We start from the raw sequence: 23,168 nt of genomic DNA, 5'->3' as shown, positions 1-23,168 counted from the left end.
GACCAACCCCGAAAGATCAGCCCAGCCAAGCGAGGACCAAAAGGCACTGGCTTTTAGCACACTGTTGAGTTCTCAAGAAACGGACACACACCGTCTAGGAGACTGTTTCCAGCTCCCGTCTGGGGCTTGTTTCCTCAATCTTACCGATCCGTTTCCCTTTGTCGAATCGACCGACTCGGGGGCACTTCTCGGCCCTTCCCGACACACAGCAACCGAAGTCCGAAAACCCCTGAAACCGCTACTAGGAAGGTCCCGGCGACCGCGCCACCAGATGGCGTCACGTATTCGACCGGATTGACACATCCAAGACACCTCGCGCCAGAGTGCTCTCTGTCACGACGTTTCGTGTGAGTGTCTTCCGCGGGGCCGGCCGCCTCTCGGCGTCCCGCTCCCCTGCGGGCAAGAAGAACTCTACGTGTCTGCGGCAGCAAGGTCAAATCCCGCCGCCGGCACGTGTGGAAGTACAGGCCAGACTCGTTGCCTCTCTTGTTCCCCGCTAACCGGCAGACAAACCTTCGACCCCGAAAACATCAGCGGCACCGGCATCCCGTACAGAACCGACCGTTGCGCGACAGCGAGCGGCACCAGCCCTCGGAGGCGAACCGGCCGCCCTGCCCAGGCCCATGCGACGCCGGCCCCGTCGAGCGCGGCACATCGCCCGCCCCACTCCTCCCGCACCGACGGTTCGCCCTGCATTCGACGAGACCTGCGTCGTACGAACGGAACGAGCAGCACGACCGGCTCCCCGATCGACCGCCCGGCGCGTGCGGTACCCCGGCCGATGGGCGCGGTCATGTCAGCATCGACGCTGAGGATGCGGAGCGCGTCGAAAGCACCCGGATCGACCACGTCGACAACGGCGAGACGAGCGACCTCTGGGTGATCGAAGGCGGTCGCCTCACCCACCACCTCGATCTGCGTCCCCTCATCGACGTCCCCGACGTCTTCGATCCCGAGGACGACGAAGGGCGGATCGACCGGCAGGCCTTCGACGCCGCCGTTCCCGCGACCCTGCGGGGGCCGCTGCTGCGCAGGGGCGAGGAACTGCGGCTGCTGGACGTTCGACGGGACTTCGCTTCCACCGAGAGCGACCTGCCGGTTCTCTACCCCGACCAGCCGCTCGCCTTTGGCATGAGCCTATGGATGAACAGCGAGGTCACCGATGAGCCTGCCACGTACTTCACCGACCCGGACTCCGGCTGAGACCTCACGTGGAGGCCGGCGGGCCGGGGCACGCCGCTCCGCAGGCCGCCACGTCCCGGAACGCCGCTTCACGGCCGCCTGCTGAGGCGACATGCGCACGAGGCCGGCTCATCCCGACCTTGCGGTCAGGGTGAGTCGGCTTCGGGACTGCGGGAGCGGGCCACGACGGGCCCGCAGGGCGTTCAGGCGGTCGGGAGAGCCGCCAGTTGGGCCTCGAGCCGGGTCACGTCGGCGTGGGCCTGCTCGAGGCGGCTGCGGGTCTTGGCGACGACCTTCTCCGGTGCCTTCGCCATGAACTGCTCATTGCCGAGCTTCCCCTCGGCCTGGGCGATCTCCTTGCGTGCCGCCGCGAGGTCCTTCTCCAGGCGGGCGCGCTCCGCCGCGACGTCGATCGCGCCGACGGTGTCCAGGCGGACGGTGACGCCGTCGACGGGCAGGGACGCCGTGGGGCTGAAGCCGTCTTCCGGGGGCGTGAGGCGCAGCAGGGTCCGGGCCGCCTCCTCGTACGCGGGGTCGATGCCCTCCAGCGCGGCCGCGACCCGCTGGCCCGGCTTGAGGCCCTGGTCGGCGCGGAAGCGGCGGACCTCGGTGACGAGTCGCTGGAACCCGGCGATCTCCGCCTCGGCTCCGGGGTCGGAGAAGGTGCCGGGCCGCGGCCAGGACGCCGCGACGATGGTCTCGCCGCCCGTCAGGGCCGTCCACAGCTCCTCGGTGACGAAGGGCGTCAGCGGGTGCAGCAGGCGCAGCAGGACGTCGAGCACGTGCCCGAGGACGGCGGAGGCATCGGTGCTCATCCCCGGCACCTTGGACAGCTCGACGTACCAGTCGCAGAACTCGTCCCAGGCGAAGTGGTAAAGCGTCTCGCACGCCTTGGCGAACTCGAACCGCTCGAAGTACGCCTCCACCTCGGAGACCACCGACGATAGGCGGGAGACGATCCAGCGGTCGGCGACCGTCAGGCCCGCAGGCAGTCCCTCGCCGACCACGCCGACGCCGCCCACCGGGCTGGTCGCGCCGTTGATGAGGGCGAACCTCGTGGCGTTCCAGAGCTTGTTGCAGAAGTTACGGGAGCCCTGCGCCCACTCCTCGCTGACCGCGACGTCGCTGCCGGGGTTGGCGCCGCGCAGGAGCGTGAAGCGGGTCGCGTCCGCGCCGTACCGGTCGATCCAGTCGAGCGGGTCGACGACGTTGCCGAACGACTTGGACATCTTCTTGCCGTACTGGTCGCGCACCATGCCATGCAGCGCGATGACCTTGAACGGCTCGACGCCGTCCATGGCGTACAGGCCGAACATCATCATCCGGGCGACCCAGAAGAACAGGATGTCGTACCCGGTGACCAGCACGGACGTCGGGTAGAACGCCCGCAGCTCGGGCGTGTCGTCGGGCCAGCCCAGCGTGGAGAACGGCCACAGCCCCGAGGAGAACCACGTGTCGAGCACGTCGGTGTCCTGCGTCCAGCCCTCCGGTGCCTCCTCGCCGGGTCCGACGCAGGTCGTCTCGCCGTCGGGGCCGTACCAGACCGGGATGCGGTGGCCCCACCACAGCTGGCGGCTGATGCACCAGTCGTGCATGTTGTCGACCCACTCGAAGTAACGCGGGGCCATCTCCTCTGGCACGATCCGGACCCGGCCGTCGCGGACGGCGTCGCCGGCGGCCTTGGCCAACGGCGCGACCTTGACGAACCACTGCAGCGACACCCGTGGCTCGACCACCGTCTTGCAGCGCGAGCAGTGGCCGACCGCGTGGACGTACGGGCGCTTCTCGGCGACGATCCGGCTCTGCTCGCGGAGCGCGGCGACGACCGCCGGGCGCGCCTCGAGCCGGTCCAGTCCCTGGAACGGACCGTGCGCGGTGATCACGCCGCGCTCGTCCATCACCGTGATGGAGGGCAGGTCGTGCCGGCGGCCGATCTCGAAGTCGTTCGGGTCGTGGGCCGGGGTCACCTTGACGGCGCCGGTGCCGAACGCCGGGTCGACGTGCGCGTCGGCGACGATCGGGATGCGGCGGCCGGTCAGCGGCAGTTCGATCTCGGTGCCGACCAGGTGGGCGTAGCGCTCGTCGTCGGGGTGCACGGCCACCGCCGTGTCGCCGAGCATGGTCTCGGCGCGCGTGGTCGCGACGACGATCGACGCGTCGCCCTCGCCGTAGCGGATGGAGACGAGCTCGCCCTCGTCGTCGGAGTGCTCGACCTCGATGTCGGAGAGCGCCGTGAGGCAGCGCGGGCACCAGTTGATGATGCGCTCGGCGCGGTAGATGAGGCCGTCGTCGTACAGGCGCTTGAAGATGGTGAGGACCGCCCGGGAGAGGCCCTCGTCCATCGTGAACCGCTCGCGGCTCCAGTCGACGCTGTCGCCGAGGCGGCGCATCTGGCCGAGGATCTTGCCGCCGGACTCGGCCTTCCACTCCCAGACCTTCTTGACGAAGGCCTCGCGGCCGAGGTCGTGCCGGGACAGGCCCTCGTTGGCGAGCTGCCGCTCGACGACATTCTGGGTAGCGATGCCGGCGTGGTCCATGCCGGGCAGCCACAGCGTCGCGACGCCCCGCATCCGCTGCCAGCGGATCAACGCGTCCTGGATCGAGTGGTCCAGCGCGTGGCCGACGTGCAGGGAACCCGTGACGTTCGGCGGCGGGATGACGATCGAGAAGTGCGGCTTGCCGGGTACGGCGTCCGGGGTGAAGTGGCCGCCGTCGATCCAGCGTTCGTAGAGTCGCCCCTCGACATCGGCCGGGGTGTATTGAGTCGGCAGGTCAGCACGCGAAGTCACGAGGAAAAAGTCTAGAGACGTTCGAGCAGTCCTGTGGCCGCACCCCACAGATCCGGATCTTTCAGCGGTGCGCTCGGCCCTGCGCCGCCGTCACTGGGGTTCTTGCGCTTCGTGGGCCGGGACGGGTGTCACCGCCGACGGTCCTGGCGGTGTGGGTGCCGTCTGAGGCCGCCTCTCCGCGAGACGGAGAGGCGGTCGGGCCTGCCACAGCCGCTGTGGCGTGGCCGTGTGCAGGCGCCCTGTGGCGCGGATGCGCCGTCGGCGGCACGTGTCCGGTCGGCCGCCGACGGGCCCGATCAGGCCGACTTCTCGCGTGGCTCGCGCTTGTTGCGCTCGCGCGGGACCAGCGTCGGATTGACGTGCTCGAGGACCGCCTCGCGGGTGATCACGACGCGGGCGACGTCGGCGCGGCTCGGCACCTCGTACATCACGGAGAGGAGGACCTCCTCCATAATGGCGCGCAGGCCGCGAGCGCCGGTGCCGCGCAGGATCGCCTGGTCGGCGATGGCCTCGAGGGCGTCGTCGGTGAACTCCAGGTCGACCCCGTCGAGCTCGAACAGCCGGTGGTACTGCTTGACCAGGGCGTTGCGCGGCTCGGTGAGGATGCTGATCAGCGCCTCACGGTCGAGATTGTGCACGCTCGTGATCACCGGCAGCCGGCCGACGAACTCGGGGATCATGCCGAACTTGAGGAGGTCCTCGGGCATGACGTCGGCGAAAAGGTCGGCGGTGTCGTCACCGTTGTCCTTGGTGCGCAGGACCGCGTTGAAACCGATGCCCTGCTTGCCGACGCGCTGCTCGACGATCTTCTCCAGCCCGGCGAACGCGCCGCCGCAGATGAACAGCACGTTCGTCGTGTCGATCTGGATGAACTCCTGGTGGGGATGCTTGCGGCCGCCCTGCGGCGGAACGCTCGCGGTCGTGCCCTCCAGGATCTTCAGCAACGCCTGCTGGACGCCCTCCCCCGAGACGTCCCGCGTGATCGAGGGGTTCTCGCTCTTGCGAGCGACCTTGTCCACCTCATCGATGTAGATGATGCCGGTCTCGGCCTTCTTGACGTCGTAGTCGGCGGCCTGGATCAGCTTCAGCAGGATGTTCTCGACGTCCTCGCCGACGTAGCCCGCCTCAGTCAGGGCGGTCGCGTCGGCGATGGCGAACGGAACATTGAGCAGTTTGGCGAGCGTCTGCGCGAGGAGCGTCTTTCCGGAACCGGTCGGGCCCAGCAGCAGGATGTTCGACTTGGAGAGCTCGATGTTCTCATCCCTGCCGCCGCTGCCCGACTGGATCCGCTTGTAGTGGTTGTACACCGCCACGGACAGGGCCTTTTTCGCCTTGTCCTGCCCGATCACGTACGAGTCCAAGAACTCGAAGATCTCCCGTGGCTTCGGCAGGTTGTCCCACTTGAGATCGGAGGACTCGGAGAGCTCCTCCTCGATGATCTCGTTACAAAGATCGATGCACTCGTCGCAGATGTACACGCCCGGACCCGCGATGAGCTTCTTGACCTGCTTCTGGCTCTTGCCGCAGAACGAGCACTTGAGCAGGTCACCACCGTCGCCGATGCGTGCCACCCTGTCTCCTTTTCGTGGGGCCGCTCACCCGCTGAGAACGGGGCGAGGGAGCGTGCTGAGGCTCTCGACGTTGTGTCTCGACGTTACCGTCTCCTGGACCGTGGGTGAGCCCTCTGGCATGGTCGATCTGGCGGACGCCGTCGGATCACCCACAGGTCCGCTTATGACGACACTACCTCGGAAGCGCGCTTCTTGCGGCTGGCGATGATGTCATCGACCAAACCGTACGTCTTGGCCTCATCGGCGGTCAGGAAGCGGTCGCGCTCGATGTCACGGCGGACCTTCTCCACGTCCTGGCCGCTGTGCTTGGCCAGGATCGTCTCCATCTCCTCGCGGATCCGGATGATCTCGTTCGCCTGGATCTCGATGTCGCTCGCCTGGCCGTAGCCGCCCTCGGTGGCCGGCTGGTGGATCAGGATCCGCGAGTGCGGCAGCGCGGCCCGCTTGCCCGGCGTCCCCGCCGACAGCAGCACCGCGGCCGCCGACGCGGCCTGGCCGATGCAGACCGTCTGGATGTCGCACCGGACGAACTGCATCGTGTCGTAGATCGCCGTCATGGCGGTGTACGAGCCGCCCGGCGAGTTGATGTAGATGCTGATGTCACGCTCGGGGTCGATCGACTCGAGCGTGAACAGCTGGGCCATCACGTCGTTCGCCGAGGCGTCGTCGATCTGCACGCCGAGGAAGATGATCCGCTCCTCGAAGAGCTTGTTGTACGGATTCATCTCCTTGACGCCGTACGTCGTGCGCTCGACGAAGGACGGGATGATGTAGCGGCTCTCCACGGGCTGCAGGCCCGCCCGGATCTCCTGGCTCACGGTGTTCAGTCCCCTCGGGTCGAAAGTCATGACACCGCGCCTTCCGAGGCGACCTGGTTGGCGTTGTGCACGACGTGGTCGATGAAGCCGTAGTCCCGCGCCTCCTCGGCCGTGAACCAGCGGTCACGGTCGGAGTCGGTCTGGATCTGCTCAAGCGGCTGACCGGTGTGGAAGGCGATGCGCTCGGCGAGCGTCTGCTTCACGTACAGCATCTGCTCGGCCTGGATCCTGATGTCGGCGGCCGTACCGCCGATACCGCCGGACGGCTGGTGCATCATGATGCGCGCGTGCGGCAGGGCGTAGCGCTTGCCCGCCGTGCCGGCGCAGAGCAGGAACTGCCCCATCGAGGCGGCCAGGCCCATGCCGACCGTCGCGACGTCGTTCGGGACGTACTGCATCATGTCGTAGATCGCCATGCCGGCGGTCACCGAGCCGCCCGGCGAGTTGACGTACAGGTAGATGTCGCGCCGGGAGTCCTCGGCCGCCAGCAGCAGCAGCTCCGAGCAGATGCGGTTGGAGATGTCGTCGTCGACCTGCTGACCGAGGAAGACAATGCGCTCGCGCAGCAGCCGCTGATAAAGCTGGTCTCCCAACGGCAGAAGGGGCGCCTCGGCCGTACGCGCATCTATGCGCGCCGGACGGTCGAAGGTCGGAGGCGTGGTCACTGCGTCACCTGCTCCGGTTCGTTGTTCGTGGTCGGTTGATTGCGACATTAACGCGCTGGAGCGGGGGCTTAAGCCGCGAGGGTGGCTTGTTCGCTGTCGGCGTGGAGGCCGGTTACGGGAATACGGACGGGCCGGTGCCCATGGCACCGGCCCGTCCAGGGATTCGGACCGATCAGGCGTCCGTCTTCTCGCTTTCCGCCTCGGCCTTCTCACCGGCCTCGTCGGCGGCGGCCTCGGTGGCCTCAACGGCCTCCGCGCCCTCGTCCTCGGTCTCGCCGGAGAGCTGCCGCTGCAGCGCCGCCAGGTCGACCTCGTTGCCGTTCTCGTCGGCGGCCTTGACGTGCTCGACGACGAGGTTGAGGGCCTTGCTGCGCAGGACCTCGGACACGACGGCCGGGATCTGGTTGTTCTCGGTCAGGTGCCGGGCCAGGACGTCGGGCTGCACGCCCATCTGCATGGCGTTGGAGACGACGTACTCGGTGAGCTCCTCGTTCTCGACGGTCAGCTCCTCCTGGAGGGCGAGCTGGTCGAGGATGAAGCCGCCCTTGACCGCGTCACGGGCGTCCTTCGCGAGCTCCTCGTCGTACTCCTCGACGGTCTGCTCCTGCTGCTCGAGGTACTTCTCCCGGTCCAGGCCGTACATCTGCAGCTGCTGGTCGAGCTGCTCGTTGCGGCGCTCGACCTCGGCCTCGATCACGCTGTCCGGGAGCGGGATGTCGATCTTGTCCATGAGCGCCTCGAGCGCCTTGTCGCGCGCCTGGCCGAGCTGCTGGGCGCGCTTCTGGTTCTCCAGGCGCTTGCGGACGTCCTCACGGAGCTCGTCGATCGTGTCGAACTCGCTGGCGAGCTGGGCGAACTCGTCGTCGAGCTCGGGCAGCTCCTTGATCTTCACGCTCTGCACGGTGACCGTGACCTCGGCCTCCTCGCCGGCGCGCTCGCCGCCGACCAGGGCGGAGGTGAAGGTCTTCGACTCCTCGGCGTTCATGCCGGTCAGCTGCTCGTCCAGCCCGTCGATCGAGGAGTTGCTGCCGACCTCGTACGAGTAGCCGCTGGTGCGGGCGTCCTCGACGTCCTCGCCGTCGATCTGCGCGGCGAGGTCGATGGAGGCGAAGTCACCCTCCTGCGCGGGACGGTCGGCGTTCGTCAGCGTCGCGAACCGCTCGCGGAGGTTGGAGATCGTCTCGTCGATCTCCTCGTCGGTCACCTCGACCGAGTCGACGGTGATCTCCAGGCCGTCGTAGTCCGGCACCTCGAACTTCGGCCGGATGTCGACCTCGGCGGTGAACGCGAACTGCGCGTTGTCCTCCAGCTCGGTGATCTCCACGTCGGGCTGGCCGAGGGCGAAGAGCTCGCTCTCCTGGACCGCGCGACCGTACAGGTCCGGCAGCGCGTCGTTGACCGCCTCCTGCAGGACCGCGCCCCGCCCGACGTACTGGTCGATCAGGCGAGCCGGCACCTTGCCCGGACGGAAGCCCTTCAGGCGAACCTGCCTTGAGAGCTCCTTGTACGCCTTGTCGAGGTTGGGCTTCAGCTCGTCGAAAGGCACCTCGACGGTGAGCTTGACCCGGGTCGGGCTCAGCTCCTCAACATCGGTCTTCACTGGGGCGGTCTCCTTGATCCGGCCGCGGCACGGATTTCACGTTGGATGTCGTGGGCGGCTGCGTTCTCTCCAGCCGGACGCGGGCACGCCGAATGCGGGCACCGCGCGCCTTCGCGCGCCAAGTCTATGGCGTTCGAGCACGTCTGCGGACAGTCGGGGCGGCAATGCGGGCCCAAGTATTGCGAAAGGGCGCTTCTGCCGGAGGCGCGACCGGCCGTCATCGAGGCGTTCAGCTCGGGGATCTCCACGGTGGAGCCCAAGGATCAGCCACGAATTCGCAAATGTCATGCCATGATGCTCCGATGCTCGAGACGCGGGTCATCGGCGCATGCCTGATCGCAGCGCTGGCCCTGACCACCGCCGGTTGCGGCGGCGTGGACAAGAAGGCGTGCGGCCGGCTGGAGAGGACGCTCGCCGACATCAGGCAGCAGGCGATGGGCCAGGTCGACAATCCGGTCCGCGTCGCGCAGGCGTACACCTCGGGCGCCGCGACCCTCCGCCACCAGGCCGAAAGCACCGACGGCAAGCTGAAGAAGTCCGCGGACAAGGCGGCCGGCGCCCTCGACCGGCTCGGCGGGCAGGTACGGGCGGCGGCCGACGGCACCGGCTCCGGCGTCGACTCCTCCGAGCTGATCAGCGCCACCAACGAGCTCAAGCGGACCTGCGGCGGGTCCTAGGTCTGTTTCCTCAGCCCTGGCCCCTGACCCAGCGCTCACGGGCCTCCGACACCCGCTCCAGGTAGGCCACGTACCCCTCGGCGTAGAACGCGGAGCGGCCGGAGTCGGGTTCACGGACGCCCGCGGGCCGGGTCCAGGCGGCGACGTCCAGGCCGACGCCGAAGCGGTCGGCGGCGGCCAGCGCGGCGCCGCGCGCTCCGACCTCGCCTCCGGCGATGCGCAGCGGACGGCCGAGGACGTCGGCGAACAGCCGCAGCCACGCGTCGCTCTTCGTGCCGCCGCCGCACACCGCGAGTTCGCCGGTCAGCCCGGCGGCCTCCAGGCAGTGCCGCGCGGCGTACGCGATCCCTTCACAGGTGGCCCGGACGAGGTCCGCGCGGGTGGTCTCCAGGCTGATTCCGGACAGTTCGGCCCGCGCCCGCGGCTCGACGAACGGCGCGCGCTCCCCCGACGGCGCGAAGTACGGCAGCACGCCGACACCGTGGGCGCCGGGCGGGGACTGCCCGAGCAGGTCGGACACCTCGTCGTGGCGGACCCCGGTCATCGTCAGCACCCAGTCCAGGGCGGCGGTGCCCACCATCGCGGGCATGGCGCGCAGCCACCGGCCGGGCGAGGGCATCGCGAGGTGGAACCCGGTCGGCTCCCCGGACAGGTCCAGTGAGTCGATCACGACCTGGCAGGCGAGCGTCGTCCCGATGATGAGCAGGCCGTCGCCGCGTTCGGTGACGCCCGCGCCGATCGCGCAGGCCGGCAGGTCGAACGGGCCACCGGCGACCGGAGTGCCCGGGCGCAGGCCGAAGGCGGCGCTCTCCCCCGCCGGCAGCGGATCGCCGATCGGCGCGAACAGCTCCCTCCGGTGGCCGAGCCCGCACGCGGCGATCGCGCCCTCGTCGTACGTCCGGGTCCGCGGGTCGAGGAACGGCACGGAGGCGTCGGAGACGTCCGTCGCCCGTACGCCCGTGAAGCGCTGGAAGACGACGTCCTTGCAGTAGCCGGCGGTGGCGGCGGCGTCCAGCGCCTCCGGCTCGTGGCGGTCGAGCCAGGCCAGGGCGGGCGCGGGGCAGCCGGGGAACATGGTGTTCCCGGTGCGCCGGAAGACCTTCTCGGCGATCCCGTCGGCCGTCCACTCCGCGACGACGTCGACGGCCCGGCCGTCCATCCAGGACAGGGCCCGGCGTACGGGACGGGCGTGCTCGTCGACGAGCCAGACCCCGTCCCCCTGGCCGGTGAGGCCGACGAACGCGGGCGCGGCGTCGGCGGTCAGCGCGCCCAGGACCGCGCCGACCGCCTCGTACACCTCGTCGACGTCCTGTTCGACACGCCCGTCGCGGACGTCCAGGCGCGTCGGTTCGGACACCACCGAGGTGACGGCGCCGTCCTCGTCGAACGCGGAAGCCTTGACGACGGACGTGCCCACATCGATCCCGACGAACACAGGGGCCTCCTCAGGAGCGTCGGGCGGTGCGCGAGCGGTTCGCCCCCGGGACCGCCGCCCCTCCCTTCTGACATCCGCATCGGGATGGTTCGCAGAGCTTGTAACACGAAGATCCCCGTCGTCAACGCCGGGTGACGTGCCGTACCGGGCCAGTGGTCCGTGATCGCAGGGACCTTCGTCCCAGGATCCGAGGATCTTCGCCCCGCCGCGCCCGCGTCCGTTGTCGTTAGCGTCGTAGGCGAAGGCACCTAGCACTCTTGGACCCTGTTAGGACGGCGGCCGTGTACGACTCCGGAGGCCTGGAGATCCTGTCAGAAGAGGAGTGTCGCCGACTGATCACGGCGGCGCCTCTGGGGCGGATCGTGTTCACCGAACGTGCGCTGCCGGCGATCCAGCCGGTCAACTTCGCCGTCTCCGACGGCGAGGTGATCATCCGGACGTCGTCCGGATCCAAGCTGGCCGCAGCGGCTCGCAACACCGTGGTGGCGTTCGAGGTCGACGAGTTCGACCCGGCCATCCACACCGGCTGGTCGGTGGTGCTCGTCGGGCACGCGCGCGTCGTGTCGGAGAACGGCGAACTCTCGCACCTGCGCAGCCTTCCGCTCCGCACCTGGACGCCGAACGAGCATGACCACTACATCGCGATCAGGCCGGAGCTCATCTCCGGGCGCCGCCTGCCCCAGGCGGCCTGACGGACACGCCGGCTCGTGCGCGGGCGTGTTCGGCACTTCAAGCGGGCGGCACCCTTCAGGCACTTCGGTTTTCGGATGCGAGGCACTCGACGCCTCAGGCTCGGACGTGCTCGACGCCGACCGCACGGGCACACGACGCGCCGCAGAAGATCCGGTCGTCCGCCTCGGCGCCGTGCCCGAGAACCCGGCATCCGCAGTGGACACAGACCGGAGCGATCGCGTGGGCGGCGCACTCGATGCTGTCGAACACCCGTGAGACCCCGTCCGCAGTGATGACGGTGAACGCCTTGTCGTACTCATTGCCGCAGACATCACAGTGAGCCATTAGAGATCCCCCGATTCTCGTCATGACGTCGCATCTTCCGCGATTCCGTCTGTAGCGATTCCCCGTCGCCCGATCCTCGAAGCGGCCACGACGGGAGTTCTCGGCCGGAGAACCGGGAGCCCCGGCCGGAGCCGCCGGGAAATCCCAGGCCCGGGGCCGCCAGGGGAATCCCAGGCCCGGGGCTGCCAGGGGAATTCCGGGTCGGAGAATCGGCCGCCCGTGTGCGGTGCGTCACGGCTTGGATCGGGCAGGACGCCCCCATGGATGAGATCACGCTACGAAGCCCCGCGTTCGACGACCACGCGGCGGTCCCGAAGGCGCACTCCCACGAGGCCGGAGATGTGTCACCGCCGCTCCGGTGGTCGGAGGTGCCTGAGGAGGCCGTCGAGCTCGTGTTCACCTGCGAGGACCCCGACGCCCCGGTGGGCACGTTCGTCCACTGGCTGCTCGCGGGCATCCCGCCGGAGACCGAGGGCCTGGAGGCGGGCGACGTGCCGCCCGAGGCGGTTCCGGGACGAAGCGACTACGGACGTCTCGGGTACGGCGGCCCGCATCCCCCGCCCGGTGACCGGCCGCACCGCTACTTCTTCCGGTTGCGGGCCCTGGCCGAGCCGTCCGGCCTGTCGGAGGGGTTCTCTGCCGGTGATCTGGACGAGGCGCTCAAGGACAAGGTGATCGCGGCCGGCACCCTCGTCGGCGTCTACGGCAGGTGAGCCGCGTGTTCCGCGTCCGGGGGCAGGCCGTAGCGAGCAGGACACGTCTACGACGGAGCTGATGGCCCTTGGCCACGATCCGCTCAAGCCGGACCCGCCCGGAAGCGAGGACCTTCCATGACCGCGGGCTGAGAAGTGCTCCCGTGACCGGGAGCCGAGGAGTGACAGAACCCCCGGGGCTCGGCCCCGGGGGTTCTGTCTACCGCGAACGGAATGTCGGGCTGGGGAGATTCGAACTCCCGACCCCTGCGACCCAAACGCAGTGCGCTACCAAGCTGCGCTACAGCCCGTGAGTCATCGAGTGTACCGAAAAGCCGTCGTTCCCGGTTGCCGGACGCTTCTCACGTACGGTGACGGCAGCGCAGCCACGCCGGGCTCGGTCCGGAGCACGCCGGGAGGGTCGCGTGCCACGACGCGCCGAGCCACCCGGAAAATATCTCCTCAATTCGGATATAACGCCAATTCAGGAATGAGCCCCGGCGGCTTTCCGTGACGCCCCCGCCTTCCCACCGAGGCGTTTCGCCCGGATTGTAACCAGCCGATATTCACGGTCAGTAATCACCTCGGCGCGAAAAGTGATCTTATTAATAGTGCGATCAATTAATGCGTCGTGCATGGCCGCAATGCGGCTCTGATCAGCTACTCTATTGCACATGTCACACGTCCGGGAGGCCCGGAGGCCCGTCGCCGACGGGGGTTCAGAGCCTCTTGGACGTCACTGGGAGTAATGAAGAACGGCGTCTCAAGGGCGCTCTAGATCATTTTTTCGCCGGCGGCCACGGCGGGTTTCCGCCCGTCGAGACGACGGCGGGCGAAGAACGTCATCGGCGTCCGCAGGCGCCGTACAACAGAAAAGACATCAGGGCCGCCCCCATCTCCCGACCGGGGACTGTTGGCGCAGCCGGCGGTAGACGCGGGCGGCCCCCTCCTCCATCGAACCTGCCGGTTTGGGGAAACAGACAAGGCTCGCGGGAGTCTCTGAAATGGCTATTTCGCGTGTTCTGCCGCCATTGAGCAGGCCTCACGGCGGTCACAGCTTGCCATCGTGTCCTACCGTACGCCACCGGCGACCGGCCGGACGGCGGTTTGGCGCTTCCGGCCCAGGCGGGCCGCGCACGGTCATCGGCGGCCACCATGGATGAGAGAACCTCGCCGGCGCCGCGCGGAGACGGCGCACCCTCGTCCGTACGTCACCGTCACGCCCGACAGAGCCCTCGGCGGCCCCGCAGCGTGCTGTACGTCGCAGGCGCGGTCTTCGGAGCGAGCGGGACGGGATGGTGGCTGTCCGAGACGCGACACGAGGGCCTCGGCCTCGCCGGCGTCCGCGTGCCGGCGTCCGTCGCGATCTGGGGCCTGGTCGGGCTGGCCGGCTGGGGAGCGCTCCTCCTTCTCGGGGAGCTGGCCCTGTTCGTCCTGGCGATCGTCAACGTCGGCGACGCCGAGGTGCACGACCGGTGCCGCAACCTGATGATCCTCTGGGGATACGTCCTGACGCTCGGCACGTCTCGGCTGTTCCGGAGACTGCCCGCGCAGTTCGCCCAGCTGTTCGCGGACGAGGGCACCACCCGGCCACCCGCCCGCGACCGGCGACGGCCCCGCAAACCCATACAGCGGCGCTGACGCCCGCCGCCGGACCGTGGGCACGGTCACCGGGCATGCGTGCGCAAGAGGGGCTCGGGAACCGGTACGCTACGCGAGGGACGTTGTGAGGTGGGCGCTCGTCCGCCCCCCTCCGGCGCACGCGGGCGTAGCTCAATGGTAGAGCCCCAGTCTTCCAAACTGGCTACGCGGGTTCGATTCCCGTCGCCCGCTCCAACGAAAAAGGCCCAGGTCAACCGGTGTCCGGCGACCTGGGCCTTTGATCTTCAACTGGCCTTCTCACACTTCCGTGCCCGATCGGCTCCGCATGCCCTTCCGAGCCGTCTTCAGGGCGTCGCCCAGGGCCTTGGCGATCAGTTTGTTCTGCCCTCTGCAGGGTCAACGCAGGGTGTCGGCGACCTTGATCATGCTGTGTTCGATGACGAACCTCTGGTTGTAGATGTTGGACTCATAGGAGGCCGCGCACTGGTAGATGAGGGCGCGGGCACCGTTGTTGCGGTTTGGGGTGATGTCCAGGCACATCGGCCTGTTGGTGCCGATGGTGTCGGCGACCTTGATCTGGCCGTGTTCGATGACGAACTTCTGGTTGGTATGTACGGGGTTCTGGCACTGCCAGATACGGGCGGGGTCGTTGTTGTTGCGGGTGTTGCCGACGTCCAGGCACATCGGCTTGTTGGTGCCGACGGTGTTGGCGACCTTGATCTGGCCCCCGTCGATGACGAACTGCTGGTTGACGACGAAGGCGTCCCCGGGGACCGCGCACTGCCAGATCTGCACGGGGTCGTTGTTGTTGCGGGTGTTGCCGACGTCCAGGCACATGGTCGGTCCGCTGGCATACGCGGTACCCGGCGACAGGGTCAGTGGCGCGGCCGCTGCGGCGAGCATGGTGCCAAGCGCCAGGCCGGCCCCCTTCGCCACCGTGCGGAGTGCCGTGATTCGGTTCATGTGCTACTTCCTTTCCGCGTCAATCCCATGACGGAAAGTGATATTCGGTCGGGTAGCGTGGTCTTCCCCGTCCACCACGCGGCCCCCGGCATGATCAAGTCCAACCCGAGCAGCGATCTTGACGTGATCGGACTCGGCTTTACCGGTCGCGGAATAGAGGACTGCGCGGCCGCCACCGGCCGCATCGGCTAGCGTTTACTCAGACACGAATGTCTACATATCTCGCCAGGGGTATCGCCTGGCAGGGCGAGGTGGCGCCATGCAGGTCGGGTTCGACTGCGAGGAGGCCGTGTGGTTGAGGAACGCGCTGCTGGAGATCGCTACAACGCTCTACTCGGATCGCCGCCCGGTCGTGGTTCGCCAGTGGACCGACCCGGTACACCTCCATGATCCCGAACCGGTCGGTCATCGTTTTCTCTTCCTGGTCGCTGTCGGCGGGGACGACCGCCCGGCTTCTCCCGACATCGACGATGTCGTGGACGCCTTCAGAGCGGCGGGATGGGAGGCTCACGAGCCCCGGCACGGGCGCGAGCCGGGCACGGGCTGGGCTGAGGCCAGACGAGAGGACTTCAAGACCAGCATCAATGCGGGTGCCGGACCTGGAGTCCTGACGTTCACCGGCTGGACGCCAGTGGTGTTCACCACTGGGCGACAGTTGCGGCAGCCCCAACACACCCTCAGCACGGTGTACGGGGTGCTGTGCCGCGAGTGCCACGGTTGGGGAGCCTGCCTCGACTGTGACGGCAGCGGCCGCAGCACGGAACCCGGCAGCTATGGGCGCTGCTGGTGCCACGGCGGCCAGGGCGGACCGGGCGCCTGCATCGAATGCGGTCTGTCAGGGGAGATCACCGAGTCGTCGCCATCGCATCTTCTGAAGCGTTACGGCTTCGCTGATGCCGACGCCCCGGACGCTGATGCCGACGGCCCCGACGCCTTCCGGATGCCGCCGATCGAGAAAGCTCACGACTCCAACATCGACGCCCTCACCGACGTCGCCCACAGGCCCTGCGCGTGCGGAGAGTTCCGCAGCCGGTGGAGCAATCACCTCAGCGAAGCCGACGACCACCTGGTCTCCCTGTTCACCGGCAGGTGTCAGGGCTGTGCCAAGCAGCGCGCGTACGCCTTCATGCTCCCCGACCGCAAGCTCCCTCCGCCTCCGCCGCCCCCGTCACCGCCGCCGTGTCCGCGCTGCGCCCAAGTGCCGGTGCCCCTGGTCCGTGGGCTCAATCTCCCCGGATCGGCCACGATGCGCGCGCTGGATCTGGGGTTGGTGGCGGCCTCCAACCGAGGCTGCGAGGTCCGCCCCGATGACCCGAACTGGCGCTGCCCGGCTTGTGGGCACGCCTGGCAGGATGCCGACGAGCGGCGGCGCGCCAGAGTCCTGCGCTCGATCCTCGCCGATCTGCCCTCCTCCTAGCGCTCTCCCCGCACGGACCACGAGGTGTCCCCTGTGTCCCCCAACTACCAGTCCTCTTGAGCGTTCGTGCCAGATCAAGGCAGCCCGAAGACGGGCCGCTCGGCCAGCCGAACAGAGGGTACGAGGAGGCCTGACCGGTCCGCATTCGCCGGGACCGAACGAGTCAGTGTTCGGCGCGGGGGCCGCCGTGGCGGCGGCCGATCCGGATTCCGCCGAACACCAAGTCGGCGAGGAAGACCAAGATCCCGATGATCAGCAGGAAGAAGAGGCCTTTCACCACCCACCCGGTGATACCAAGTGCGACCGCGACAAGGATGAGGGCCACGAACAGCGCCATGTCACGCCTCCTTACGGAGTCCCTGTTCAGGGGCATACCCACCGGATGGCGCCCGTACGACCCGGCCCGTGCGGTCTGGGCGTTGGAACCGTCCCCGGCCCATGCGTGGCTCCCGGCGGTCGCGCGTCACGCCTCCGGTGCGTCCGGCGGACGCGCCGCCCGGCCTCGCCGCCACGGCCAGCTGCCCTCCAGCTCCACCTCGAGCGAGAAGCTGAGGAAGGTCCGCACCACGACGATCAGCGCGAGCACCCCGACGCTCGTGAACGTCGGGGACGCGGCGACGGTACGGATGATGTCAGCGGCGACCAGGAACTCCAGCCCGAGCAGGATCGCCCGCCCGAGGTTCTGCCGGTAGAGCCGGTACGCGCCCGGGAACCGGCCGCCATCGTGCCGGAGACGACCCGCGAACACGGCCGTCACGACGAGCGCGCCGACGACGATGACCGCCACCCCGACAAGGTCGACACCCGCACCGACCGCCTCGGCTATGCCCGAGAGGTCCACGCGGTGGTCATACCCAGTCGCGGCGTCATGCCGGTGGTCGGCACCTGGGCGACCCGAACTCGCCACACCGTGATTTTCCAGGTGGAAGGCCAGGGGCCGGCTTTCATCGCGGCTCGGCTCGGAACGCGCGGCGGTAAGCGCCTGGTGTTGTGCCCAGGGCGCCCCGGAAGCGCCTGCGGAGATTGGCGGCCGAGGAGAGCCCGACGCGGCGGGCGACGGCGTCCAATGGGAGGTCGGAGGACTCCAGGAGGTCCCGGGCCGTGGCGATCCGCTGGGCGAGCAGCCACTGCCCCGGGCTGGTGCCGAGCTGATCGGCGAACCGTCGGGCGAGGGTACGCGTTGAGACGCCCGCGTACGCGGCCAGGCTCTCGATGGTCACCGGTTCGCCGAGTCTCCTGGTGACCCACTCCAACAACGGCGCGAGCGTGCCGTCGATCTGTGCGGGGTGCGGCGGCGCCGAGTACTGCAGCTGCCCGCCCTCGCGGTGGGGCGGCATGACCATGGTCCGTGCGATATGTGCGGCGTACCGGGCTCCCTGGTCGCTGCGGACCAGGTGCATGCACAGGTCGATGCCGGCCCCCGCGCCGGCGCTGGTGGCAACGTCACCGTGGTCCACGTACAGCACATCCGAGTCGACCCGAACGTATGGGAAGCACGCGGCGAACTCCTCCGCCAGCGCCCAGTGGGTGGTCGCCTGCCTTCCGTCCAGCAGGCCGGCGTGCGCCAGCGCGAAGGCGCCGGAGCAGATGCTGACCACCCGCGCGCCGCGGGAGTGCGCGCGGCGCAGCGCCCGTACGACCGCGGGTGAGGGTGGCTCCGTGGTGGGCAGCCAGCCCGGGACGACCACGGTGTCCGCCCGGTCGAGTGCGTCCAGCCCGTCGGTCACGAGCATGTCGTACGCGGCGCGCGTCGCGACCGGGCCAGGGCGCTCCGTGCACACGCTGAAGGCGTACCGCGTCGGGAGTTCAGGCCGCTCGATCCCGAACACCTGGGCCGCGCAGGCGAGTTCGAAGGTCGATTGTGGTGGGCAGACGAGCGCCACTACGCGATGCATGGCAGGAAAGTAACGCATGATGTCTTTCCTGACACTCGGCAGGGCGACAGCCGGCCGCCAGGCTGGCCCCATGACGACAGAACAGAACACGCCTGCCTATGTGTGGTCCGCCGTCCAGGACGCCCCGGTCCGCGAACTCTTCCCGGGCATCCGACTGCGCCCGCTGTGGAGCGGCGACAACGGCGCGAAGGCCTATGTGCTGGAGATGGACGCGAACACATGCTGGCAGGGCGTCGACGTCCACGAACCCGGCCCCGAGGAGGTCTTCGTGGTCTCCGGCGTCTTCAACGACGGCGACCGGGACTACCCGGCCGGCTCCTTCATCCACGCTCCCGCAGGCTCGTCGCACGTCCCACAGACGACGGTCGGCTGCACGCTGTTCCTCTTCTACCCGGAGGGTTAGATCGTCGAGCCCCGAGATCGGATGTATGTCCCCTATGGCGCTTTGAGGTGGGCCGATTCTAGGGTTGTGCCCGATAAGTAGTCCGATGTCTCATTGAGGTGCGCCATGGCCGACGACCCGTACGCCCTGACCGGCCGGCCGGTCCCGGCGTGGTTCACCGACGCCAAGTTCGGCGTCTTCATCCACTGGGGCGCGTACTCGCTGCCCGCCTGGGCGGAGCCGACCGGCGAACTGGGCGCCACCGATCCCGAGGTGTGGTTCGCGCACAACCCGTACGCCGAGTGGTATTGGAACACCAGCCAGATCGAGGGCAGCCCCGCCTGGGCGCACCATCGCGCGGTGCACGGGGGGCGTCCGTACGACGACTTCCTGGATCTGTGGCGGGCCGAGTCGTTCGACCCGGGTGACTGGGCGGACCTGTTCGCCCGCGCCGGTGCCCGCTACGTCGTGCCGACCACCAAGCACCACGACGGCATCGCACTGTGGGACGCGCCGGGCACCGGCACCCGCAACACCGTCCATCGCGGCCCGCGCCGCGACCTGGTCGCCGACCTGGCGGACGCCGTACGCTCCCGAGGACTGCGCTTCGGCGTGTACTACTCCGGCGGCCTCGACTGGTACGCCGGGCGCCGCGCCGTGATCCGCCACGAGGACCGGATCGACGACTACGGCCGTCCCCACGAGGCCGCCTACGCCGCCTACGCGCTGCGCCAGGTGCGCGACCTGATCGACCGCTACCGACCGGACGTGCTGTGGAACGACATCGGCTGGCCCGATCTGGGCATGGCCGACCTGCCGGGCCTGTTCGCCGACTACTACTCCGCCGTCCCGGAAGGTGTGGTCAACGACCGCTGGGACGGCGCCCACGCCGACTACCTGACCAGCGAGTACCAGGCGGGCCGCGAGAAGGAGACGGCCGCCGCCTGGGAGAACTGCCGGGGCGTCGGCCTGTCCTTCGGCTACAACCGCAACGAGGGCCCCGAGCACCTGCTCGACACGGCGGGCGCGGTGCGGCTGCTCGTGGACGTGGTCTCGCGCGGCGGCAACCTGCTGCTCAACGTCGGCCCCAAGGCCGACGGCACCCTGCCGGACGAGCAACGTGCCGTCCTGGAGGGCATCGCGTCCTGGATGACGCACCACGCCGCCGCCGTCCACGCGACCAGGCCCCTCGAACCCGGCGACGCCATCCCCGGCGGCGAGACCACCGATGGAGAGGGCCCGCCCTGGGTCCGCTGGACCCGCGACGACCGGCACGCCTACGCGTTCGTCGCCGGCGCGCCGGGCGGCGAGGCGCTGCTCAAGACCCGGCCGGGCCTGCTCGACCCGGCCACCGCGACCCGCCTCGACGGCGGCCCGGTCAGCGCCACGACCGTCCCGGACGGCGTACGGGTCGCCTCCCCCGGGCTCGACGCACCACTCCCCGCCGCACTCCGCTTCACGCTGGCATCGCCGGGCTGAGGCTCACGCCGACGTCTCCGACCACGAAGGCCCAGGTCATCCGGCATTCCGGAAGTGCAGCGTCACCCGCGCCGACGGATCTACCGGATCGCCCATCGCCAGCGACGTGACGTGGGCGACGGCTCGCTCGTGGGGGTGCGGCATGGCGGCAGTATCCATGACCCCGACGACGGCGTCGCTCTAGGATCCGGGTATGGATCTCAAAGACGCTTCGCGCATGGTCCTCCTGGAAGCGGCGCCGCACGCGGATCTGCAGAAGGTCGCCCAGGCCGTTCATGAGGACTACACGGCCGGTCGCGAGGTCCCCTGCGTCGCGCTCACCGGCATGCTCGCCGAAGCCAGCCGCAAGGGCGTCCTGCTCAGACTCAAGCAGCGGCACGGCGACGACGCGGTCAAAGACATGATCTTCGTGCTCGCTCGTGAGGCCGACCGCCAGCGGACCGTTTCCGGGCAGCGAGCAGCCAGGTAGGGATCCGCGGTGTACGGGAGGCGACTCACTCGGGCTTGAGCGCTTTGCGGAGGATCACCGCCTGCCGGTGATAACCCATCCGCTTCTCGTAGAAGGGCACCGACAAGGGGCTGCTGAGATTAGTGTCGGTGACCGCTACCGTCGCGCCTTTTCGCCGCCCCCGCTCTTCAGCGGCCTCCATGAGCGCCGTACCGACACCCTTGCGCCGATACCCTGCGGTGACGGCGAGCGCATTGATCACAAGTCGTACGCGAGACAGATCGCGCTGCAACTGCCAGCGAGCATCCGGGGTCGGTCGGGTCACGGCTGCTTCGATGACACCGACCACCTGTCCGTCGTCCTCGGCGACGAGCCAGATGGTGTCCTCGTCCCGCTCCTGGCCGATGCCCTGTTCGAACCACTCCACGAGGCCATGGGAGTCGGGCTCCTGAATCACTTCCGGCACGATCGCGGCGTAGTGGCGTCCGGCATCTCGCCACGCCCGCGCACAGCCCTCGCCGTCTCCTGACCGGATTTCTCGCACAATGAGTCCGCTCACGTCGTCAATCTTCGCCCTCCGACGAGCGGCCGACTCCATGCACGCAAGGTTCTCCCCTCAGGGATAGGGCCCGACGCCTAAGGTCCAGCGTGCGCCCTGGCGCGGAGCCGGCCAGGGCCACGCCTCTGCCCTGATAACTGCATGGGTCAACGCGGATGGGACAAACCGGAGATGGCTCGCCGACTCGCGCAGGCTGCCGGGGAAGCCCGCAGCAGTCTCCCCGACCATGAGACGCTGCTCAGCTACGTGAAGCGGTGGGAGCGCGCCTCCGTCGGCATCTCCGAGCGATACCGAATGCTGTACGCGCGGGCGTTCTCGATGGATGAGGACGAACTATTCGGCGTCCAGTCCGTTGCCACTCCGACCGGCGGGCCGACGACCGTCGGAACCTCGGTAGACGAATTCTTCTCTACGGCTGTATCAGGTCGCGTGGGTGCCAAGGATGTCGACGAGGTCCAGCGAGCGATCCAGCGGCTCTACTCGATCGATGATCAATATGGTGGCGGCCGACTACGCGATTCCGTACTGAGCCTTCTTCAGGGCATTCAGCGTCTGCTACGCGACGGTACCTACACCGAGCAGGTCGGGAGCACCCTGCGCAGCGCCGTCGGCCACGTCTCCGAACTCGCGGGTTGGGCCTTCTTCGACGCGGGTGATCAAGAACGCGCACGCCGCTTCTACCTTGAGGCGCTGTTCGCCGCGCAGGTGGCTCAGGATCACCGTCTCACGACGCTCACGTTGTCCAGCATGAGTACGCAGGCGTACTACCAGTGCCATCCCCAGGAGGCACTCAACCTGGTCAGTGCGGCATCGGCGTCCGCCCGCGGCTGGGCGACCCCCCGGGTTCGGTCCATGCTCGCGCTACGTGAAGCGGTCGCGTGTGCCGCGTCGGGAGACCGCTCGGCGTTCTCCAATGCGATTGCTCGGGCGCGTTGGGAACACGCGAATACCATCGAAGCGGCCGATCCCCATTGGGTGGAGTGGCTAAGCGACTCTGAACTCACCGTCCAGGAGGCAAGCTGCTTCATGGACCTCGGTGAGCCGGAAGATCTGCGCCGCGCTGAAACGCTCCTCAGCGAGGCGCTTGAGAGTACAGCCAGCTAATATCGACGCAACCGGGCGCTATATCTCACATGGCTGGCATCTGTCCTGTGCCACAGGGGTGATGTCCAAGGAGCCGCGGAAACCGGCATGCAGTCCCTCGGACTCCAGACCTCCGTGTAATCCGCGCGTGGCGTCGCGCATCTTCATACGCTCCGGAACCAGCTCAGGTCTCATAGTGGCGATACCGCCGTGCAGGACTTTCTTGACCGTTTCCACCTGAGCTTCGCCGGCGCGAACGGATGAGCCACGTGTCGGACTTGGTCATTCGTACGCATGAGGGCAGCGCGGCCGGCGCGCTGCTCGAACAGATCGTGGACCTGTACGCCGTTGTCTTCGCCGAGCCTCCGTACGACGAGGGACCGGGAGACGTCGAGGGCTTCCGGGAATTGCTGGCGATCGAGCTGCCGCAGCCGGGTTTCCGCCTGGTGACCGCTGCGGTCGAGGCGGAACTGGTCGGGTTCGCCTACGGCTACTCGCTCCGCGCGGCGACGCGGTGGTGGGAGGGCATCGTCCCGCCACCGCCTTACGAATTCACCGCCGAACGCGACGGCCGCACGTTCGCGATCAAAGAACTGGCCGTCGCGGCACCGTACCGACGAAAAGGGATCGGCCGGTGCCTGCATGATGCGCTCCTCGGCCGACGTAACGAGGAGCGAGCCACCCTCACCGTCCGGCCGGACGCCACCCCCGCCCTCGCCGCCTACGAATCCTGGAATTGGTCCCGGCTCGGAGTGGTCCGACCGGATGCCGGGGAGATCACGTACGTGGTCATGGTCCGCTCGCTGCCCTGATGCGGTTCGCGGGGCCGCCGGTCGTCGGCGAGATCGGCTCGTAGTGGATGGCGTAGTCGGACTGCGACATGGTCCCTCCCCG

At 68.6% G+C, this 23,168-nt stretch carries 23 protein-coding genes and 2 tRNA genes; 12 read left to right on the top strand and 13 right to left on the bottom strand.

Annotated elements, in window-relative coordinates; all coding sequences use genetic code 11:
* Nucleotides 1-564 precede the first annotated feature (564 nt).
* Nucleotides 565-1,203: a hypothetical protein gene (locus AB0I04_RS42335; protein ID WP_360898144.1), complete on the top strand. Its 639-nt coding sequence runs from the start codon at nt 565-567 to the stop codon at nt 1,201-1,203.
* 182 nt (nt 1,204-1,385) lie between these two features.
* Here the strand turns inward: AB0I04_RS42335 and AB0I04_RS42330 are convergent, their stop codons facing one another.
* The 5 genes from AB0I04_RS42330 to tig all read right to left on the bottom strand — a co-directional run bounded on the left by AB0I04_RS42330 (nt 1,386) and on the right by tig (nt 8,625).
* Nucleotides 1,386-3,971 (bottom strand): valine--tRNA ligase, encoded by a 2,586-nt coding sequence (locus AB0I04_RS42330; RefSeq protein WP_360898142.1) that lies wholly within the window; start codon nt 3,969-3,971, stop codon nt 1,386-1,388.
* 296 nt (nt 3,972-4,267) lie between these two features.
* On the bottom strand, nt 4,268-5,542 hold the full coding sequence (gene clpX, locus AB0I04_RS42325) for an ATP-dependent Clp protease ATP-binding subunit ClpX (protein ID WP_360898140.1): 1,275 nt from the start codon (nt 5,540-5,542) through the stop codon (nt 4,268-4,270).
* A gap of 161 nt (nt 5,543-5,703) precedes the next feature.
* Nucleotides 5,704-6,390: an ATP-dependent Clp protease proteolytic subunit gene (locus tag AB0I04_RS42320; RefSeq protein WP_360898138.1), complete on the bottom strand. Its 687-nt coding sequence runs from the start codon at nt 6,388-6,390 to the stop codon at nt 5,704-5,706.
* Nucleotides 6,387-7,025 carry an ATP-dependent Clp protease proteolytic subunit gene (locus AB0I04_RS42315; RefSeq protein ID WP_360898136.1) on the bottom strand — a complete coding sequence of 213 codons (639 nt, stop codon included), beginning with the start codon at nt 7,023-7,025 and terminating at the stop codon, nt 6,387-6,389. Before AB0I04_RS42315 ends, AB0I04_RS42320 begins: the two co-directional genes overlap by 4 nt.
* Nucleotides 7,026-7,197: 172 nt before the next feature.
* Complete coding sequence (gene tig / locus AB0I04_RS42310) at nt 7,198-8,625, bottom strand: trigger factor (protein WP_360898134.1); 1,428 nt, start codon at nt 8,623-8,625, stop codon at nt 7,198-7,200.
* Between the two features lie 302 nt (nt 8,626-8,927).
* On the opposite strand from tig, the gene AB0I04_RS42305 reads away from it, so the two are divergent.
* Nucleotides 8,928-9,302 carry a hypothetical protein gene (locus AB0I04_RS42305; protein WP_360898132.1) on the top strand — a complete coding sequence of 125 codons (375 nt, stop codon included), beginning with the start codon at nt 8,928-8,930 and terminating at the stop codon, nt 9,300-9,302.
* A 10-nt stretch (nt 9,303-9,312) separates the two neighbouring features.
* Here AB0I04_RS42305 and AB0I04_RS42300 read toward each other — a convergent pair whose 3' ends face one another.
* Entirely contained in the window at nt 9,313-10,737 is a 1,425-nt protein-coding gene (locus AB0I04_RS42300) for an FGGY-family carbohydrate kinase (protein ID WP_360898130.1), read from the bottom strand.
* A 281-nt stretch (nt 10,738-11,018) separates the two neighbouring features.
* On the opposite strand from AB0I04_RS42300, the gene AB0I04_RS42295 reads away from it, so the two are divergent.
* Nucleotides 11,019-11,429 carry a pyridoxamine 5'-phosphate oxidase family protein gene (locus tag AB0I04_RS42295; protein ID WP_360898128.1) on the top strand — a complete coding sequence of 137 codons (411 nt, stop codon included), beginning with the start codon at nt 11,019-11,021 and terminating at the stop codon, nt 11,427-11,429.
* A 94-nt stretch (nt 11,430-11,523) separates the two neighbouring features.
* Here AB0I04_RS42295 and AB0I04_RS42290 read toward each other — a convergent pair whose 3' ends face one another.
* Nucleotides 11,524-11,754, bottom strand: coding sequence for a hypothetical protein (locus AB0I04_RS42290; RefSeq protein ID WP_360898126.1), 231 nt, complete (start codon nt 11,752-11,754; stop codon nt 11,524-11,526).
* A gap of 260 nt (nt 11,755-12,014) precedes the next feature.
* Between AB0I04_RS42290 and AB0I04_RS42285 the strand changes: the two genes are divergently transcribed.
* Nucleotides 12,015-12,467, top strand: coding sequence for a YbhB/YbcL family Raf kinase inhibitor-like protein (locus AB0I04_RS42285; RefSeq protein ID WP_360898124.1), 453 nt, complete (start codon nt 12,015-12,017; stop codon nt 12,465-12,467).
* A 216-nt stretch (nt 12,468-12,683) separates the two neighbouring features.
* Here the strand turns inward: AB0I04_RS42285 and AB0I04_RS42280 are convergent.
* Nucleotides 12,684-12,757, bottom strand: a tRNA-Pro gene (locus tag AB0I04_RS42280).
* A gap of 940 nt (nt 12,758-13,697) precedes the next feature.
* On the opposite strand from AB0I04_RS42280, the gene AB0I04_RS42275 reads away from it, so the two are divergent.
* Both AB0I04_RS42275 and AB0I04_RS42270 read left to right on the top strand, forming a co-directional pair.
* On the top strand, nt 13,698-14,087 hold the full coding sequence (locus AB0I04_RS42275; RefSeq protein ID WP_360898122.1) for a hypothetical protein: 390 nt from the start codon (nt 13,698-13,700) through the stop codon (nt 14,085-14,087).
* 121 nt (nt 14,088-14,208) lie between these two features.
* Nucleotides 14,209-14,282, top strand: a tRNA-Gly gene (locus tag AB0I04_RS42270).
* Between the two features lie 162 nt (nt 14,283-14,444).
* Here AB0I04_RS42270 and AB0I04_RS42265 read toward each other — a convergent pair.
* Nucleotides 14,445-15,011 carry a ricin-type beta-trefoil lectin domain protein gene (locus tag AB0I04_RS42265; RefSeq protein ID WP_360898121.1) on the bottom strand — a complete coding sequence of 189 codons (567 nt, stop codon included), beginning with the start codon at nt 15,009-15,011 and terminating at the stop codon, nt 14,445-14,447.
* Nucleotides 15,012-15,270: 259 nt separating this feature from the next.
* Here AB0I04_RS42265 and AB0I04_RS42260 point away from each other — a divergent pair, with 259 nt between their 5' ends.
* Complete coding sequence (locus AB0I04_RS42260) at nt 15,271-16,428, top strand: hypothetical protein (protein WP_360898119.1); 1,158 nt, start codon at nt 15,271-15,273, stop codon at nt 16,426-16,428.
* Nucleotides 16,429-16,591: 163 nt separating this feature from the next.
* On the opposite strand, the gene AB0I04_RS42255 is transcribed toward AB0I04_RS42260, so the two are convergent.
* The 3 genes from AB0I04_RS42255 to AB0I04_RS42245 all read right to left on the bottom strand — a co-directional run bounded on the left by AB0I04_RS42255 (nt 16,592) and on the right by AB0I04_RS42245 (nt 18,323).
* A complete protein-coding gene (locus AB0I04_RS42255; RefSeq protein ID WP_360898117.1) occupies nt 16,592-16,765 on the bottom strand; it encodes a hypothetical protein in 174 nt (57 codons plus the stop codon).
* A gap of 126 nt (nt 16,766-16,891) precedes the next feature.
* On the bottom strand, nt 16,892-17,269 hold the full coding sequence (locus AB0I04_RS42250; protein ID WP_360898115.1) for a DUF1622 domain-containing protein: 378 nt from the start codon (nt 17,267-17,269) through the stop codon (nt 16,892-16,894).
* Between the two features lie 103 nt (nt 17,270-17,372).
* Nucleotides 17,373-18,323, bottom strand: a complete 951-nt coding sequence (locus AB0I04_RS42245; RefSeq protein WP_360898113.1) for a helix-turn-helix domain-containing protein — start codon at nt 18,321-18,323, stop codon at nt 17,373-17,375.
* Between the two features lie 70 nt (nt 18,324-18,393).
* Here AB0I04_RS42245 and AB0I04_RS42240 point away from each other — a divergent pair, with 70 nt between their 5' ends.
* From AB0I04_RS42240 to AB0I04_RS42230, 3 genes are all read left to right on the top strand, one after another.
* Complete coding sequence (locus AB0I04_RS42240) at nt 18,394-18,726, top strand: cupin domain-containing protein (protein WP_360898111.1); 333 nt, start codon at nt 18,394-18,396, stop codon at nt 18,724-18,726.
* A gap of 105 nt (nt 18,727-18,831) precedes the next feature.
* A complete protein-coding gene (locus AB0I04_RS42235; protein ID WP_360898109.1) occupies nt 18,832-20,184 on the top strand; it encodes an alpha-L-fucosidase in 1,353 nt (450 codons plus the stop codon).
* 193 nt (nt 20,185-20,377) lie between these two features.
* Nucleotides 20,378-20,653 (top strand): hypothetical protein, encoded by a 276-nt coding sequence (locus AB0I04_RS42230; protein WP_360898107.1) that lies wholly within the window; start codon nt 20,378-20,380, stop codon nt 20,651-20,653.
* 25 nt (nt 20,654-20,678) lie between these two features.
* Here AB0I04_RS42230 and AB0I04_RS42225 read toward each other — a convergent pair whose 3' ends face one another.
* A complete protein-coding gene (locus AB0I04_RS42225; protein WP_360898104.1) occupies nt 20,679-21,191 on the bottom strand; it encodes a GNAT family N-acetyltransferase in 513 nt (170 codons plus the stop codon).
* Nucleotides 21,192-21,332: 141 nt separating this feature from the next.
* Between AB0I04_RS42225 and AB0I04_RS42220 the strand changes: the two genes are divergently transcribed.
* The gene (locus tag AB0I04_RS42220; RefSeq protein ID WP_360898102.1) at nt 21,333-22,295 is read left to right on the top strand and encodes a hypothetical protein; all 963 of its coding nucleotides are present in this window, start codon (nt 21,333-21,335) and stop codon (nt 22,293-22,295) included.
* Nucleotides 22,296-22,543: 248 nt separating this feature from the next.
* Complete coding sequence (locus AB0I04_RS42215; RefSeq protein WP_360898100.1) at nt 22,544-23,086, top strand: GNAT family N-acetyltransferase; 543 nt, start codon at nt 22,544-22,546, stop codon at nt 23,084-23,086.
* Nucleotides 23,087-23,168: the final 82 nt, after the last annotated feature.

The organism is Actinoallomurus sp. NPDC050550, assembly GCF_040655075.1.
Lineage (GTDB): Bacteria > Actinomycetota > Actinomycetes > Streptosporangiales > Streptosporangiaceae > Actinoallomurus.
Note: the sequence above shows the minus strand (reverse complement) of the source record. Positions and strands in the feature narration are given on the sequence as shown.